Source organism: Oribacterium sinus (assembly GCF_014202695.1).
Taxonomy (GTDB): Bacteria; Bacillota; Clostridia; order Lachnospirales; family Lachnospiraceae; genus Oribacterium; species Oribacterium sinus.
The window spans coordinates 291003-307706 of the sequence record NZ_JACHHH010000002.1 but is presented as its reverse complement, the minus strand read 5'-3'; the positions used below and the strand labels follow the sequence as shown (position 1 = coordinate 307706).

The 16704-nt window shown below is 44.9% G+C and carries 15 protein-coding genes and 2 riboswitches; all 15 genes read right to left on the bottom strand.

Translation table 11 applies throughout. The features are described from left to right. Window positions 1–23: 23 nt before the first annotated feature. Complete coding sequence (locus HNQ46_RS03090) at window positions 24–1334, bottom strand: FliI/YscN family ATPase (protein WP_007156878.1); 1311 nt, start codon at window positions 1332–1334, stop codon at window positions 24–26. A 3-nt stretch (window positions 1335–1337) separates the two neighbouring features. After that, window positions 1338–2153 carry a FliH/SctL family protein gene (locus HNQ46_RS03085; protein ID WP_183682857.1) on the bottom strand — a complete coding sequence of 272 codons (816 nt, stop codon included), beginning with the start codon at window positions 2151–2153 and terminating at the stop codon, window positions 1338–1340. Beyond that, window positions 2140–3213, bottom strand: coding sequence for a flagellar motor switch protein FliG (gene fliG, locus HNQ46_RS03080; RefSeq protein WP_183682854.1), 1074 nt, complete (start codon window positions 3211–3213; stop codon window positions 2140–2142). The genes HNQ46_RS03085 and fliG overlap by 14 nt, the downstream gene beginning before the upstream one ends. After that, window positions 3173–4846, bottom strand: a complete 1674-nt coding sequence (gene fliF, locus HNQ46_RS03075; RefSeq protein WP_183682851.1) for a flagellar basal-body MS-ring/collar protein FliF — start codon at window positions 4844–4846, stop codon at window positions 3173–3175. The genes fliG and fliF overlap by 41 nt, the downstream gene beginning before the upstream one ends. A 25-nt stretch (window positions 4847–4871) precedes the next feature. Continuing rightward, window positions 4872–5189: a flagellar hook-basal body complex protein FliE gene (fliE, locus tag HNQ46_RS03070; RefSeq protein ID WP_183682848.1), complete on the bottom strand. Its 318-nt coding sequence runs from the start codon at window positions 5187–5189 to the stop codon at window positions 4872–4874. Window positions 5190–5822: 633 nt separating this feature from the next. Next, window positions 5823–7508 carry a methyl-accepting chemotaxis protein gene (locus HNQ46_RS03065; RefSeq protein ID WP_183682845.1) on the bottom strand — a complete coding sequence of 562 codons (1686 nt, stop codon included), beginning with the start codon at window positions 7506–7508 and terminating at the stop codon, window positions 5823–5825. Window positions 7509–7520: 12 nt separating this feature from the next. After that, a complete protein-coding gene (locus HNQ46_RS03060; protein WP_243155826.1) occupies window positions 7521–9674 on the bottom strand; it encodes a GGDEF domain-containing phosphodiesterase in 2154 nt (717 codons plus the stop codon). A gap of 227 nt (window positions 9675–9901) precedes the next feature. After that, window positions 9902–10843, bottom strand: coding sequence for a cysteine ABC transporter substrate-binding protein (locus tag HNQ46_RS03055; protein WP_183682839.1), 942 nt, complete (start codon window positions 10841–10843; stop codon window positions 9902–9904). Between the two features lie 35 nt (window positions 10844–10878). Then, window positions 10879–11655 (bottom strand): amino acid ABC transporter ATP-binding protein, encoded by a 777-nt coding sequence (locus HNQ46_RS03050; RefSeq protein ID WP_183682836.1) that lies wholly within the window; start codon window positions 11653–11655, stop codon window positions 10879–10881. Window positions 11656–11673: 18 nt separating this feature from the next. Beyond that, window positions 11674–12381: an amino acid ABC transporter permease gene (locus tag HNQ46_RS03045; RefSeq protein WP_183682833.1), complete on the bottom strand. Its 708-nt coding sequence runs from the start codon at window positions 12379–12381 to the stop codon at window positions 11674–11676. Next, the gene (locus HNQ46_RS03040) at window positions 12374–13027 is read right to left on the bottom strand and encodes an amino acid ABC transporter permease (RefSeq protein ID WP_183682830.1); all 654 of its coding nucleotides are present in this window, start codon (window positions 13025–13027) and stop codon (window positions 12374–12376) included. The genes HNQ46_RS03045 and HNQ46_RS03040 overlap by 8 nt, the downstream gene beginning before the upstream one ends. Window positions 13028–13372: 345 nt before the next feature. Next, window positions 13373–14278, bottom strand: a complete 906-nt coding sequence (locus HNQ46_RS03035) for a transporter substrate-binding domain-containing protein (RefSeq protein WP_183682828.1) — start codon at window positions 14276–14278, stop codon at window positions 13373–13375. Continuing rightward, window positions 14271–14747: a hypothetical protein gene (locus HNQ46_RS03030; protein WP_007156893.1), complete on the bottom strand. Its 477-nt coding sequence runs from the start codon at window positions 14745–14747 to the stop codon at window positions 14271–14273. The genes HNQ46_RS03035 and HNQ46_RS03030 overlap by 8 nt, the downstream gene beginning before the upstream one ends. A gap of 89 nt (window positions 14748–14836) precedes the next feature. Then, entirely contained in the window at window positions 14837–15031 is a 195-nt protein-coding gene (locus HNQ46_RS03025) for a hypothetical protein (RefSeq protein ID WP_007156894.1), read from the bottom strand. A 219-nt stretch (window positions 15032–15250) separates the two neighbouring features. Next, window positions 15251–15685 carry a CAP domain-containing protein gene (locus HNQ46_RS03020; protein WP_007156896.1) on the bottom strand — a complete coding sequence of 145 codons (435 nt, stop codon included), beginning with the start codon at window positions 15683–15685 and terminating at the stop codon, window positions 15251–15253. A gap of 66 nt (window positions 15686–15751) precedes the next feature. After that, window positions 15752–15827: riboswitch (cyclic di-GMP riboswitch) on the bottom strand. A gap of 162 nt (window positions 15828–15989) precedes the next feature. Next, window positions 15990–16065, bottom strand: a riboswitch (cyclic di-GMP riboswitch). Window positions 16066–16704: the final 639 nt, after the last annotated feature.

Below are 16704 nucleotides of genomic sequence, written 5' to 3'. Positions count from 1 at the left end.
CTGCATCTTAAAATTTAATTGCCTTATCCAATATCGGTAATTTCCTTCATTTGCATAACCGTATCTTCGTAAGAAAATGCTTCTCCTGTTCCCTGCATCAAGAAATCATTGATGGCGGGGTACTTATCTACAGCCTCATCCAGCTTGGGATCCGTGCCCTTTTTATAAGCACCGATAGCGATAAGATCCGCATTTTTTTGGTAAAGTCCCAGAGTATTTCTCATTCTACTGGCATATTTTTTGTGCTCCTGGGATACCAGCTCCGCCATCAATCGGGAGATGCTCATACCGATGTCGATAGCAGGATAATGGTTTTCCGCAGCCAGTGCACGGGACAGCACAATATGTCCGTCCAGGATACCGCGGACCGTATCCGCAATGGGCTCGTTGGTGTCGTCTCCTTCCACCAGCACGGTATAAACGCCGGTGATGGAGCCCTTCTTAAAGGCGCCCGCCCGCTCCAGTAAACGGGGGAACTCCGCATAAATCGAGGGAGTATAGCCTCTTGCGATAGGAGGTTCTCCGGTGGCCAGACCGATTTCTCTTTGGGCCATGGCAAAACGGGTTAAGGAGTCCATCATTAAAAGCACATCCATGCCCCTGTCCCGGAAATATTCCGCAATGGTTGTGGCCACAAGTGGGGCTTTTAAACGAAGCATGGCAGGCTGGTCGGAGGTTGCCACCACCAGTACGGTACGCTTCATTCCCTCTTCTCCCATGTCCTTTTCCACGAATTCCAAAATTTCTCGTCCACGCTCTCCCACAAGGGCGATGACGTTTATATCTGTCTTAACATTTCTGGCAATCATGCCCATCAGAGTGGACTTACCTACTCCGGATCCGGCGAAGATGCCGATACGCTGTCCCTTACCTACGGTGTTTAAGCCGTCAATGGCCTTAATTCCGAAGTGCAGTCTCTCTCGAATAGGCGGTCTATCCAAAGGGTTCATATAGGAATTGTTCACGGTATAGAAATCGCTCTCCGGAAAGGGTTCCCCCCCATCCATGGGATTTCCCTGGGCATCAATGATTCTGCCCTTCAAAAAATCCCCCACAGGAACACGAAGGCGCCTTCTTGTATTCCGTACAAAGGCGCCTGATGTGATGCCCACAGAGGTCTTATAGGTCATAAGCTGTACCCGGTCTCCCTTGAAGCCCACGACTTCCGCGGCCACCTGGCTTTCCGTCTCATCACTATAAATCATGCAAATATCTCCGATACTGGACTTTCCGGTACCGGAGGCTTCCATAGACATTCCTACGATATTCTCGATTTTTCCGATATTCTCCACAGTATCCATCTTCTTAATCGTGGAAAGAATATTTTCATACATCCCTTACTCACTCTCTTGGGCATCCAATCGTCCCAATCTCTCCCTTAAATTTTCCATCTGGGTGTCGATGCTGGCATCCACAATCTCATCCGGAGTTTCCAGAATCAGTTTTCCCGGTTCCTCCTTCTCCACAATCACAAACTTGATGTTGTCGGAAATCTGGCTTAATTCATTGGCCACATCTCCGTCAGTCTCCACCAGCATTTCATAATCCAGACGGTCAATATGTATTTTTAGCCATGCAGTCTTCTTGATACGCTCCGCCTCTTTTAAAATCATTCTTCGAATAACTTCTCCGGAGGAACGGAGGCTTACCAAAATAACCTTTTCCGCCACCGCAATAGCCACATCCTTTAATTCATCCATATAACGGTAAAGGCGCTCCGTTTTCGCATCCTCTACCATACGAAGGCACCGGTTCATGTCCATACGGAAATTTTCCATTTCCTCCGCATGCTCTTCCATTACCTTCTCCTCGGCCTCCGCCTTTCCTGCCTCTAAGCCCTTTTGAAAACCGGCCTGATAGCCCTCTTCCTCCGCCTTTTCCTTTAAAAGCTTAGCTTCCTTTTCCGCCGCATCCATAATTCTCTGGGCTTTTTCCAAAGCCAAATGCAGCAAGGTCTCATGGTAGGGGTCCTCTGCCTTTGTTTCCGGAAGAGGAAGAGCATCTACCGGCTCTTCCTCCTCTTCTTTATCTTCGGAGGAAGCAAATTCTTCCATCTCCTCCTCTTGAATTTCTTCCGGCTCTTCCAAGGTCTCTAAAAAGGAGGAAAGCTGGCTATTGCTAGCCGAGCGAATCACTTTTTTAGACGAGAACATTGTCTTCATCGCCTCCCTTATTAATGATTACCTCTCCCTTATCCTCTAAAAGACGAATCAGGTTAACAATACGCTGCTGTGCCTCTTCCACATCCTTCAAGCGGACATTTCTGGAGTTCTCCATATCACTCTTAACAGTTTCCGCCATACGCTTGGACATGTTGTTGAAGAAGATCTGCTTCATCTCTTCATTTGCGGTCTTCAAGGCGAATACCACATCCTTGGAGTCACAATCTCGGATAAATCTCTGTACAGAACGGTCGTCCATGGTGAGGATATCCTCGAAGACGAACATCTTATCCTTAATATCTGCGGAAAGATCCGGGTCGGTAACATCCAACTCGTCGAAAATCTTCTTTTCGTTACTTCTGTCAATGTGGTTCATCACATCCGCTACGAAGTCAATACCACCCAGATTCATGTTGTCTTCACTGGTGATAATGGTATCGAACTTCCGCTTCATCTCTTCTTCCACGATGGAAATGGCTTCCGGGGAAACTCTGTCCATCTTTGCCATAGCCATAACCGTAGGAATGCGCTTTGCCTCCTGCAGGTTCTCCAAAATCTGGGCTGCCTGCTCAGACTCCATATAGGAAAGAATCAGGGCGATAACCTGAGGACGCTCGTTTTGAAGCAGGGATAACAATGCCTTGGGATCTCCCTTTGCAAAGAAGTTAAAGGGCTTGGAAGCCAAGGTCTGGGAAACTCTGTCCAAAAGGGATTTGGCCGCGGATTCTCCGAAGGCCTTTTCCAAAACCGCCTTGGCATAGTCCATTCCGCCGTCTGTCATCATCTTATGGGTAAGACAAAGACGGTAGAACTGATCCAAGGTTGTCTCCACCATAGAGTTGGTGGTTTTTCCCATTTTTGCCACCTCAAAGGTTAACTCCTCGATATCATGCTCCCCCAAATACTTGTAGATCTGGGAGGCACGATCGGAGCCCAGGGACACCACCACAAGGGCAGCTTTTTGTTTTCCTGTAAGCTTTGGGACAAAGTCCTGATTTTCATCGATGGGGTTAGCTTGTTTTTCTTGTTGATCTGTGCTGTTTTCTGCCAAGGTTTTGCTCCTCTTCTCTCATCCAGCTTTGAATAAGCTTTGCCACTACCTGCGGGTTCTGATCCGTAAATTCGCCGATACTCTTCTTCAGCTTCATGCCGTGAGCCATCTTGCCCTCAGCAGTCAGCTCATCTTCATCAACTTCCTCTACCGGTGTAATTTCATCCGTAGGCTGCTCTATACTGAGTGCTGCTGCATTTTCCATTTCTTCCTGTGCCAACTTCTTCAGCTTCTTCTTCTTTCTTCCACGAAGAATCAAAATCAACAGAATCAAAATCAGTAAGAATGCGGATACCGCCGCTCCGATCAGTGCCCACAACGGGAACTGGTTCAGGAGAGTCTTAGGCTCTTCTGCCGGCTTCTTCTCCTCTGTAGTCTGTTGTACCGCGGTCTTATTCAGAGAACGAAGAATAGTAATCTTATCCGCCGCCTCATCCCGCTTGATTCCCGCAGCATCCGCCACCAGGTTAATCAAATCGCTTTCCGGAATACTGTTGTCATCCGTATTGATGACAATCGCCACGGAAGCATCCTCCAAAACACCGGGAGCAATTTCTTTTTGCTCCTTTAGCACATTGTAAAGCCACTCTCTGGTAGCACTGGAGTTGGAATAATTATCCGTAGTCGTAGCCGTTCCGTTTTGGGTGGTGTATCTTGGGGTGTCCGCATTGGCATCCGCCCCGGCAACACCGGCAGCGTTTTCTCCGCTGTTTCCGGCATTTTCCCCGGCCACCTCCTCATTGCTCAGTAAGCCTCTTTTATCTGTTGCTTCCGTTTTTTCCGGTACGGTGTACTGGGTGTTCTCCTGAATCAGCTTCGCCATATTCAGGGTTCCCTTTACGGAAACCGCCAGGTTTTCTCCTCCGTAAATCTTTCCCAAAACCCGTTTAATATTGTTGGCAATATTGTTTTCCACCGTGGTGGTCAGATTTGCCATACTGGTTCCGGAGCCGCTGGCACTGTCTCCTGCGTCTGCTGCCACCTCTTCCATGGTACCCGCATCAAATACGGAAACATTGGTAAAGTTCATTCCCTTTACCGACCTTGCAATAAGGTTTTTAATGGCTTCCGCATTCTTTTCGGAAAGACTCTGTCCCTCCTCCATGGTCACCACCACACTGGCACTGGCCTGTACGGGATTGTCCTCTTCAATAGCGTAGGTCTGGTCCGTACCCTCGGCGATCGTCACCTTGGCGTCCCGCACCCCGTCAAATAGACGAATGGTCGCCCCCAAACGATCCTGTAAATCATACAGGGTATATTGTTTTTTATCGGACTCGGTGGTCATAAGACCGGAGTTTCCGATATACATGTCGTAAGCAAATCCCGACTTCGGGTAGCCCTTGGACAAAAGCTGTGCTCTTAAGGTATCCACAGACTCGGAGGGCACCTTTAAGGCTCCGGACTTTCCGTCATAGAGATAGGGGACATTCTGTTCCTGCAAAAGAGAAACAATCTGCTGAGCCTCTCCCTGACTTAAGGAAGAGAACAGGGTCTGATATTCGGTTTTCTGCCCTCTTGCCAAGAGGAAGACGGCAACGGCAATAACCACTACGGTAATTCCCGCAATGATGCCTAATAATTTTTTTGATTTAGCAGACAGATTCTGCCACATTTCCTTGAGCTTTTGCACCTGCAAACTCTCCTATTCCTGATCCTTATAAATTGATTTTCATCAATTCATTATAGCCTTCCAACGCCTTGTTTCTGAGTGATACCAATAAATCTAAGCTGATTTGCGCCTTCGCCTCCGCAATGGGTAAGCTGTGGGCATCGGATAATTGTCCTGTAGCCAGGAGATACTGTTTGTTTTCCACATCCAGCTGGCTGGTCTTTACATTGTCAATGGCGGAACGAAACACATCCTTAAAAAGTCTTGCGCCTTCTGTTCCTCCTGCCTGAGTTCCCTGGTCAATGCTCCCTACACTTCCAATCTTCCAAGATGATAAGGGACTGATGAAATCTGAAACGTTCATCCTTTTTCCTCCTAAATACAGTAAACGCGGATTCACTTCTTAGCTCTTCCCGAGGCTTTCGGAAAATCTTATTTTTCCTCAAGAAGGATAAACGAGATATCGCACGCTTTGCGAGCGATACTCGTTATGAATAAGCATAAGAACTGAATTTACGATTTTTTTAATATTAAATCCATGGTACTATAACAAACTGTTTCCGTAATGACAAGCCTCTGTTTTTCCCTTTTTTCCCTGAAAATCTTCGCATTTTCTTATGAAAAGGAAGGAAAAACTTAATTTATAAAAAAGCTGCTTGCCCTTTACATTTTTACTCATGAAAATAGACAAATTCTCCCCCAAAAAAGCAGGGAAAATTTGTCTATTCTTTTTTTGCCATTCTTTTTTCCATATGCACTCCTTTCCCAATAGAGCAAGGGAAAATAAGGCTATTCCTCCTTTTCCCCTGTTCTTTCCGTTCGATAACTCCAAAGGCTTTTCTTTTCCTTATTTTTTCAAAGCCTTAAAAACACTCCTCTTCTTTTCCAAGAGGAAGCTCCCCTTCTTTTCCAAGAGGAGTTTGCCTGTATATTTTTATAACAATACCACTATTATATAGAAGATATCTTTTTATTTCTACATAATTAACTATTTCTTTTAAACCTGAATGCGAGAAATCATCTCCTTCAGTGAAGCCGCATTCTCATTCAGATCCTGACTGGAAGCGGAGCTTTCCTCGGAGGTGGCACTGTTTTGCTGTACTACCTTGGAAACCTCTTCCAATCCCTTACTTACTTCAGAAATAGATTTCGCATCCGTTACCATGGAACCGGCAATTTCGCTTACCATTTCCTTACTCTTCTCAGAGCCGTCCATAACGTCTCCCAATGTCTTTGCGGCGTGGTCCACGATATTCACACCCTTCTTCACCGCATTGATGGTGCTCTCAATCAGAACGGAGGTCTCTGCCGCTGCATCTGCGGACTTTCCTGCCAGGTTTCTGACCTCATCCGCTACCACGGCAAAGCCCTTACCGTAAACACCGGCTCTGGCTGCCTCGATTGCTGCATTTAATGCCAAAATATTGGTCTGGAAAGCAATGTCATCAATGGCCTTGATGATACGCTCTACCTGATTGGACTTATCCTCGATTTCCTCCATAGCCAAGAGCATCTCGCCCATCTGCTGATTTTCATCGGAAATCTTCTCGGAAACCTCTCCGAAATAACTTTCTACATTGCCCGCCTTCTGTGCCTGGGCACTGATTCTTGTGGAAAGAGCATAGATGCTGGCGCTTAACTCCTCCAAAGTGGATGCCTGCTCTGTAGCACCCTGAGAAAGGGCCACGGAACCGTTGGCAATCTGCTCGGAACCGGACTCTACATCCGCCGCCACCTGATTGATGGAGCCGAAAACATTCTTCAAGTTCTGGTTGATTTCCCGATAGGACTGCAAAATGCTGGCATAATCCGCCACATACATATTTTCATCCATGGACTGTACCGCAAAGTTTCCTTTGCTCATCTCGGATAATACCGCACAAATGTCGGTAATAATCTTCTTCAATTCCCCGGACAGAGCAGAGAAGTCGTCCACCATCTCTCCCAGCTCGTCACTTCCGATATACTTCTTATTAAAAGCAATATTTAAGTGACCGCTGCGCATCCTTTTAATTGCCTTGGAAACCGTACCGATTCTTCCGGTAATATCTCTTTGCAGCTTCAGGAAGGCAAAGACACAAAGAAGAATCACGATGACAAAGACCACGCCCAAAAGCAAGCTTTCTTTCACCCGCATATCCTTGGCCTCCTGGATCTTCGCTTCAGAATGCTCATCAGAAAGCTTTCCTACTGCAGAAAGGGCGGATACAAAGTTCTCGGAGGTAACCGTATTGAAGCCCTGTTGATAGGAAGCAATCGCTCCTGCCGTGTCTCCTTTATCCAGCATATCCAGAAGAGCATAACTGTCCTTCTCCAAAGCATCCATTGCAGTGGAAAGGTTCTCTAATAAAGTCTTATCCTCCAGAGTATTTTCCAGTTTGGAAAGCTTATCCCGCATATCCTTAAAACGACTGCCAAAATCCTCTCTCTGCTCCTTTACCGGATTGTTGGCAGTATCATACATGGCTAAGAGTAAACGCTTATTGATACTCTGGATATCCTTTCGCATACTCATCTGAGACTTCATGTTGTCATACTCAATCTGCACAAAGTCATTCACCATCATGTCACTCATTTTCAAAAATGAAAATTGTGCCAAGCCGATTAAGAGGGTAACCATAATCGTCATGAGAACCAGTGTAAAAATAAACTTACTACGCAACTTCATATCCTTATAAGACATACTTCTTCTCCCTTACTTCTCTTCCTTGTCTTTCTCTCTTTCTTCCAAAAGAGTTTTGTGAATCAATGCGGCAATGCTGTCCTTATAAATCTTCCGGATGCTCACCAAAATATTTCCCTTTTGCTCCAGCTCAGAGGGTTTTAGGCTGACCATCAAAACCATGGTACCCCCTCCGGGATTCTTTGCCAGGAAAAAATCTTCCTTTGCAAATTCACTTTCCTTAATCCTTTTGTTCTTTTGCAAAAAGCGGAAAAAACGTTTGCTTTCTTCTTTGGAAAATACCTGCCCAGCAAATTCTTCCAAAATCTTCCCCTCCATAGAGAAGGAATAAGTTCCCTCTTTTTCATAGAGAATTTCCGCACCGCCTCTGCCGGGATTGGTCAAAAGCACCAGCTCATAGCCTCGGTACAAGTCCTTGACCCTTTCCATCATTTTCTTCTGCTTCAGCTTTAAGAAATTCCCCTGAAAAACCTGCAAATTCACAAGGTAGGCATTTCTCCCCGGAATATGGCTGATTTCCATACCTCGAATAGCGAAAAAGGCATCGCCTCCCATGGTGTCCAATCCTGTTTCCAAGCCCTTTGACAGGTCATCCAGATAATGCCGGATACTCCGATAAATCTCTTCTTCCCTGTTGTTGAGAATCTCCTGGGCTACGCCGGAATTTAAACCTTCCATAATGGACAATTCCCTTTCAAAGGGGGGATTCACATAGAGAAACTCCACACGATCTCCCATTCGCTCCACAATGGCTAAAGGAAATCCTTCTTCCTCCTCGCCATCCGTTTCCTTTCCGCTACGGAAGGAATTCGTACCCATAAGATTTACATTTCCAAGGTCATCGTTGTATTTTCTCTTCCAAGCCGCCTCAAAGGGAAATCCCTTTTCCTTACATTGCATAATGCTTTCCAGATAGGGGGCGGGCTTTCCGATATAGTAGCCCTGTAGCTTCTCACAACCGATTTCCCTTAAGAATTCCAGCTGTTCCTCTGTTTCCACACCCTCTGCCAGGGTACGAATGCCGATCTTCTTTGCCATGTCCACGATGGAACTGACAATTTTTTTGGACTTCTCATTGAATTCCCGAAGAAGCAGCATGTCGATTTTCAACAGGTCAAAATCAAAATCCTTCAAAATATTCAAAGAGCTGTAGCCGGAACCGAAATCATCCATCCAAACCTTATATCCTGCCTCATGGAAGCGCTTAATCTGGCTGCTGATAAGAAGCTGGCTTTTGTTTAAAACCGACTCGGTAATTTCCAAAGTCAACATTTCTCTGGGTACCTGATACTTCGTCATCCGCTCTTCCAGTTCCCGGAAAACGTCACAAAGCTCGAAGTCCATTCGAGAAAGGTTCAAGGAAACAGGCACCAGACTACCCCCATCTTCCTTGGTTTTCTGATAATCCTGACAAATTTTCTCCAGTACATACAGATCCAGGCGGTGGATCAAATGATACTCTTCCAACACCGGAATAAACTCCACAGGGGAGAGGAAGCCGTAATGAGGATCCGCCCAGCGTACTAAGGCCTCGAAACCGCAGATTTCCTTAGTCAAAGCCCGTACCAAAGGTTGATAATAGACCTTGATATAGCCCTCTTCCATAGCCTCCTCAATATGATCCACAATATATCTTTGTTTAGTCAGAAGCTGTCCCAGCTCCTCATCATAATAACGGGAGAAAACTTCCCGCTCTTTTTTAATACTGTCACAGGCTGTTTTGGCCTTGTCACATATTGTGCTGATGCTCTTTTGTTCCCGGACAAAGCAGATTCCCGCTTTAAAATCCAAAGCCATGGGAAGATCCAGCTTTTGTATGGCGGCTCTCACCTTACAAATCGCCTCATAATGTCCGGAATTTGGGGTTAATAAAACATACTGGTCCGCATACATTCTGGTAATCAAGGCATAAGGAAAATATTTTTTCAAAATCTTCGCCATAGCCAGAATCAAAGCATCTCCCGCCTCGAAGCCGAAGCGCTCATTGTATAGTTTAAAATCTATAATATTGAAGTAAATCGCACATTGCCCTTCTTCCATGTAGCGCTCTGCCAAATCCCGAAAGGCCTGGTTTTTTACGGTCTTACTTAAAGGGTCCTTGAAAATACTGCCTAAGCTGTCCTTTTCCTTCATCCATCCCGGAAGAAGTTCTTGTTCTGTATTCAATTTGACTCCTTCCCACGCAACAGAGCATCCTTGCTCATCCATCGAAACTGTTTCCTGCTGTCCTTCCAAGCTGTTTCCCTGAAGGAAGCAGTTTAAACCTTTGCTTTACCTCTATCGTCAAAAAAAAGAGGAGATATAATCCCCTCTTTTCTCTCTTTTTGTATTTTCCTTAAACGTTAATTATTTTCTACAAAAATATTTTTTATAGCACTAAAATGCATAACAATTTAGCTAAGCTTTCCGCCCTCTACTACAATGCTGTCCGGATCGGTATCGGAACCGAAAACAGGCTCCAGAGTTTCCTGATAATCCTTATGGAAAAACTGCTCCTTTCCAAGGGTTTCAATTTCCTCGTTCAGGAAGTTCAGAAGGCTTTCATTACCCTTGGCTACTGCAGCGGCAATGGTATCATAATCTCCCAAGGTCTCCACGCCAACGGTAAAGCCCGGATTGGACTTGGCCCAAGCAATGACCTCGGTGTTATCGGTGGAGAAAGCATCTCCTCTTCCGTCCAAGAGTGCATTGTAAGCATCCGCATAAGCATCATACTTCTGCAGCTTCACTTCCGGATGGTTTGCTTCAAAATAAGTCTCCGCAGTGGTTCCCTTAGCAATAATCAGGGTCTTTCCCTTTAGCTCATCTACAGATTTAATTACCGCATTATCAGGAGAAACTATGCCGAGAGCTACCTTCATATAAGGAAGGGCAAAATCCACCTTCTCCGCTCTTTCTTTGGTAACGGTAAAGTTCGCCAGGGTAATATCCACCTTTCCGGTAGAAACATACTCTACACGGGAAGCGGGATCCAGAGAAGTAAATTCCACCTTTACCCCTAAATCATCCGCAATTCTGTGGGCATAGTATACATCATAGCCCTGATTTACACCCTTTTCATCCACATAACCAAAGGGTGCCTTATCCGTAAACACACCGATACGAATCACACCGGATTCTTTAATTTCATCTACGGTTCTAAAGCTGGACTTTTCATCAGTTTCAGCAGTCTTAGATTCCGCCTTTTCTCCCGCCTGCTCTGTAGCCTTTCCTGAGCCCTGCTCGGTACCTGCTGCCGTAGTCTGAGCTTCTTCCGCCTTCTTTCCGCCTCCGCAGGCTGCCAGGGAAAGGGCTGCTAAAATCGCCACTCCGCTAAAAATCACATTTTTCTTCATATTTTCTCCTCTCTCCGGGTCTCCGGAATAAACATTTATCTTCCAACATGTCTATGGGACACGTAAGAAAAATTTTGTAAAAACTGCTGTGCTCTCTCTGTATCAGGCTTTTGGAAAAAGTTCTCCGGGGTATTTTCTTCTAAAATCTTTCCTCCCTCCAGGAACAGCACCCTATCCGCCACTGCCTTGGCAAAGCCCATTTCATGGGTCACAATCAGCATGGTTAAGCCCTGCTCCGAAAGCTCCATCACCACATCCAAAACCTCTCGCACCATTTCCGGGTCCAGAGCCGCCGTTACCTCATCGAAAAGCATCAACTTCGGATGCATCATCAGAGAACGAATAATCGCCACTCTCTGCTTCTGCCCTCCGGAAAGCATGGAGGGATAGGCATTTTCCTTATCGGAAAGATGCACTCTGGCCAAAAGCTCCCTGGCTTCCTGCACAGCCTCCTCCCTCTTTCTGCCCTGCACCTTCATGGGCGCCAGAAGAAGGTTCTCCAATATACTCATGTGAGGGAAGAGGTCATAGCTTTGGAAAACCATTCCCAGATTCTGCCGCTCTTTTCGAGCCTCCTCACTTTTTCCCACAATATTTTTTCCTTCCAGAAGGATTTCTCCCCCCTGAATACGCTCCAGACCCATAATGGTGCGAAGCAGGGTGGACTTACCGCAGCCGGAGGGTCCCAGAAGCACCACCACCTCTCCCTTTTTCACCGATAAAGAAATATCCTTTAACACGGGGCTGTCATCCTCATAGCTTTTTTCCAGATCTTTTATCTCTAAAAGCTGTTCTTGTACGATTTCTTCCATAGTTTCCTTTCTATAATCCTATACCTTAAGCTTCTTTTCCAGATATTTTCCCAGCTGAGAAATGGGGAAGCACACGATAAAGTAGAGGAAAAAAATCACCGTATAAATCACGATGGAGGCCTTCGGATATTGGAAACGGTTGGCATCGATAATCTGTTGCCCTGTTTTCAGCACCTCCACCACGCCAATCAACACAATCAAAGAAGTGGTTTTAATCATTCTGGTAATCAGATTAATGCTTAAAGGAATCAAGCGTCTTACCGTTTGGGGAATAATGATATAGCGGTAAATCTGCCAAGAACTTAAGCCAAGACTCCTGCCGCTTTCCTTCTGGTGTCTGGGAATACTGCCGATGGCTGCTCGAACCAGGTCTCCCATTTCCGCCGTACCCCAGAGGGTAAAGACCAGAATTCCGGAGGCTTCTCCGGAAAGATGAAAGCCCGCAATTCTTGCCGTTCCGAAGTAGACCAAAAACAGTAAAACCAGCGGCGGCATAATACGGATAAAGGCCAGATAAAGCTGGCTGATTCCCCGACTTATGGGATCCTTTCTTCTCATGAAAAGCCCGAAAAGAATCCCCAAGGGAAGAGAAAGCAAAACCGCAATCAGGCTGACTCGAAGGGTAACAAAGAGCCCCCACAAAAGACGTTGAAAATTATTCCCCGCAAAAAGAATGGTATATACCGGAGGCTTCTCTGCATTTGCCGAGAGTAAAATATTAAACATAAGAAATGCGCATCCTCCTTTCCAAAACATTTCCCAAAATACTGAGGGGCAGAAGCATAATGAGATAAGAAATTACCAACATCAACAGGGCTTCCTCCGTCTTATAATACAGGCCGATTAAGTCCTTACTGACAAACATCAGATCCGCAAGGGCGATTCCGCTGAATACCGAGGTTTCCTTAATCAGGAAAATCATATTTGCCACGATAGCCGGAATGGAAACCGATAAGGCTTGAGGGAAAATGATGTAACGCATAATCTGTCCTTTAGACAGCCCCAAGCTTTGGGCAGATTCTTTTTGAATCTTTTGTACGGTGGAAAGTCCTGAACGGAAGGCCTCCGTCATATAGGCCCCCCCCAGAAAGCTTAGGCCGATAACCCCGCAAAGCTCCGAACTGAAACGTATTCCCAGCTTTGGCAAGCCGAAATAAAGAAAAAACAGTTGCACCAAAAGGGGCGTATTTCTGCTAAGCTCCACATAAATCTGCACCACTCTCCGCCAAATCGGAAGCTTATAGTACAAAATCAAGCTGGCAGCAAAACCGATCAGTAAGGAAAACAGAATTCCCAGAAAGGCAATGCCCAGGGTCAGCTTTCCCGCCTCCACATACATCGGTATGTACTGTTTGATAAATGCAATATCCAAAACTCTCTCCCCCTTAGAACTCTTTCCTTTTCTTAAAAATGAAAGTCCCCTTCTATTTTAAGAAAGTCAATGCCATAAAAATCCATTGTTTTAGAAACAAAAAAGCGAGCTGCCGAAACAGCTCGCTGAAATATATCCACAAAAATATCCTCAGAATCAGCTGGCACGGCAAAAAGCCCTATGACTATGCATACGGCAACAGCAACAGCAGCAATTCATCATATTGATTTCTGTTCTGTTTCTTCTCATCTTGCCAACGATCCTTTCCCAAAAAATCCTTCATCAAACGGAATTGTTTGCTATGCTAACAGCTTTTTTTCTCCCTGTCAAGTATTTCATAGCATTTTACTGGGGATTTAAATTGGAAGAAAAAAGAGAATATTTTTTCGTAAGCGCCTCCCACTCTCCATTTTCCTTCATCTTTTTCAGCCCCCGAACAAAGGCACGAAGCAGCTCTTTATTCTGCCCCATTCCCACCATCAGGCCGTAATGCTGCTCCTCTTTTAGGGAAAATATTTCTATATTCTGCCCTGCTCTGCTATTTTTCTCTTTCTGCACGTCAAATTCGCTGATGCCCAAAAGATCCGGAGGAAGATAGTCTTCCGTTCTTCCCTTCTCATCGATTTTGGGAATTTCTTCCTTCATGGCCTCCAAAACCGGAAGATCCTCCGCAATAAAATCACCCTTTCCTTCCAGCCATTCCCGGATAAGATCTTGGTTTTCCTGCACCACCAGCAGAGAAAAACCTTCCTTTTGTCGGATGCTTTCCAGAAAAACCGCCGTACCGCTTCCCTCCTTGACCAGGATGCTCTTCCCCTGTAAAGAAGGCATTTGCTCCGATGCCGAAGAATCCTTTCCATATAAAAGTCCCAGGGTAGAACTTCCATAGGCTTCCGAAAAGCTCAGCTGCTTTTCTTCCCGAATTTCAATCCCTCCCATAGCCCCTACAATAGTGCCGGTCACCACGGCAGACTGTAAAGCCGAAGGATTCATGGGAACAAATTTCACGGTAAAGCCCTCCAGCCTGGCAATGGCTTCTATCAACTCCACATCAAAGCCGGCGGGATTTTTCTCCTCATCAAGGTAAGAAAAGGGCGCATTGTCCCGGTCAATGCCCAAACGGATTTCCCTGCCCTGAATCTTTCCGGTGCTCTTCTTTCCACAGGAACTTAAGGCGAAGGCAAAAAATAGGACAAACAAAAAAAGAGGCAGAACAGTAAGCTTGCCGAAAAAAGCAGCCCTCTTATGCATCTTTCCCCTGATCCTTTCTCATTTCCCGGTCCATGATTTGAAGCATCCGAAGTACACTCTTAAAGGGGAAGCAGGCTTCCTCCTCCACGCGAAAAATATCACCCTGCCAGGTAGCATTTTGCCGATATTTGGTATGAATAAAGAAGGTACTCACCTTCCCTCTTTTCTGAATAATGGGGAACTTCTCCAAAGTTCCCGCCTCATCCGGAAGACGTTTCTTCCCCTTACGATTGGGATAGCTATATTTCTCTCTTTTCCGAAAGCTCCGGTCTCTGGTGGAGGTTTGGGGATAGTCCCACTCATCGTACTGAAACTCCATCTTCTTGATTAAATCCAGTACACCAAAAAAGGGAGTACTTTCCTCTTTATACTGATGAATTATTTCTCCCTCAAGCTGACCATCCTGATACTTATGTACCAGAATACCTAATAAGTCTATGGCATAAAGCCTTTCCAATTGATTTTCCATAGTCTCCTTCACCGCTGTCCTATTGCCTGATGCGCAACAGTCTCTGACAACTAAGCTTTTCAACTTACCTGATTGACTTCCCGGCTTTCTTATTCCTCTTCTTCCTCATCCGGGAAATCTTCCTCGGTAAGAGCCTTGTCCATCAGCTTCAGCATCTCCAGAGCGCTCCGAAAATACTGGCTCTTATTCTTTTCTGCCCAGGTAACCTTTCCTTGCCAAGTCTCATTCTCCGTGTATTTTACCTGTACGATAAATGTTCCGTTTCGAATTTCCTTGCTATCCATGCGCTATCCCCTTTATGAAGTATTGCCGGTACTGCTACGGTGTACTGTATTCTATCATAAAAAAAGCAAGCTTTGCAATTCCTTTCATTTTTTTGATAAAAAGAAAATTTCTATAACGAAAAAGAGCTGCCGATGATTTTTCGGTAGCTCTTTCCCTTACGTACTCTTTCAATTTGTTCAAGTTTTTCAATTTTGTTTTCAGTTCTTTTATACTTCTCTTTAGATACCGAATTCCTGTGCCCAGTAAACTTCGCCATTTACTTCTACAGTGTAGATAGCTCCGGACTTGAACTCCGGCTTAAGGATGTTTGCTCTGTGTGCCGGAGAATTCATCCAAGCTACTACAACTTCATCAGCGCCATCGAAATACTGTGCTAAGTTCTCTCCGTAAAGAACGCTTGGGTCAGCTGTGTACCATGCAGATCCATCAGGTCTTGTGTGAGAAAAGCTTCTAACGATTTCTGTAGCTCTTACCTTAGCTGCGTTTTCGATCTGGAAGTTCCAAGTAAGTGGCTGAAGGCCGTTTGCAACTCTGATTTCGTTAACTTTAGTAAAAGCGGCTTTAGCATCGCCCTTTGCAGCGAATGCAGTCATAGCGAAAAATGCGGTAAATAATGCTGTAAGTACAACAAGTTTGATAACTAACTTTTTCATGTGATAACTCCTTCATAAAGAGGGAGTCAGGAAGCAGAATCAGTTCACCCTGGTCAGGGGATTCTTGATTGCAGCTGGCTGACATTTTACAGTCCCTATAGCTTTGCGTCGCCGGATTTCCCCGGGTTTGCCGATGTCCTACCGTATCCTACGGTGACACCATATGATGAAAAGAAAAAATCCATACTTTCTTTTCGAGTAATAAAAAAACCGACATCTAGAATTCCCTTTCTAGTTGCCAGCTAACCGTAATCTTCGATGAAATGAGTTTGTTTACTTGTTGAGTAACATCTTCATACTGGAAGATCGCAACTGGCTGCCATATTACAGGCCCTATAGCTTTGCGTCACCGGGTTTCCCCGATTTTGCTCAAACAGATCCGGTCAGAATCTGCTGGTAAGTCGAGATCCTCTTACTCGTCCCCTGCGCAAGAGTTCCAAATGACTTACAATTTGGATTATAGCATATTCCTTTGCTATGTCAACAATTTTCTTAAAAGTTTTTCTGAATTTGTTATCACTTTTATTTATATAAGTTCTGAGAGTGCATTCATAATTTATACTGGGTGGTAAACAAAATCTTTATTCTATTTAAGAGATACTTGTTTTCTAGTGGAATTTCTATCTCTGTTTAATGTATCGCCTTGTTTATTAATTTGTATAAGCATTTTTCAAACTATTTTTTAAAAATAATTGTATCTGTGATTTTAAGCTGTTATTATTTAATTTTTTACCGGAATCAAAAGCTGCTTCTGACCTTGATTCTTAAGGCTTTAGAGTGATTTCCATCAAATATTTTTGCACCATCCATACGATAGCGTGTAGAGCAATGCTTTCCATAAGCATTCAGCCTAAAAGACAAAAAAACAGCCCTGCTCTGTGGCATTTCCCATTCTTCAGCATACGAAAGCTTAAAATGGAAAAACACAGGCAAGACTGTTTCTTCTGTTTAGATATTCACTTTTCTATGTTCTTTGCTGCAAGGAGCTTTCCTTCTCCATTCTACGCAGAAACGGAATA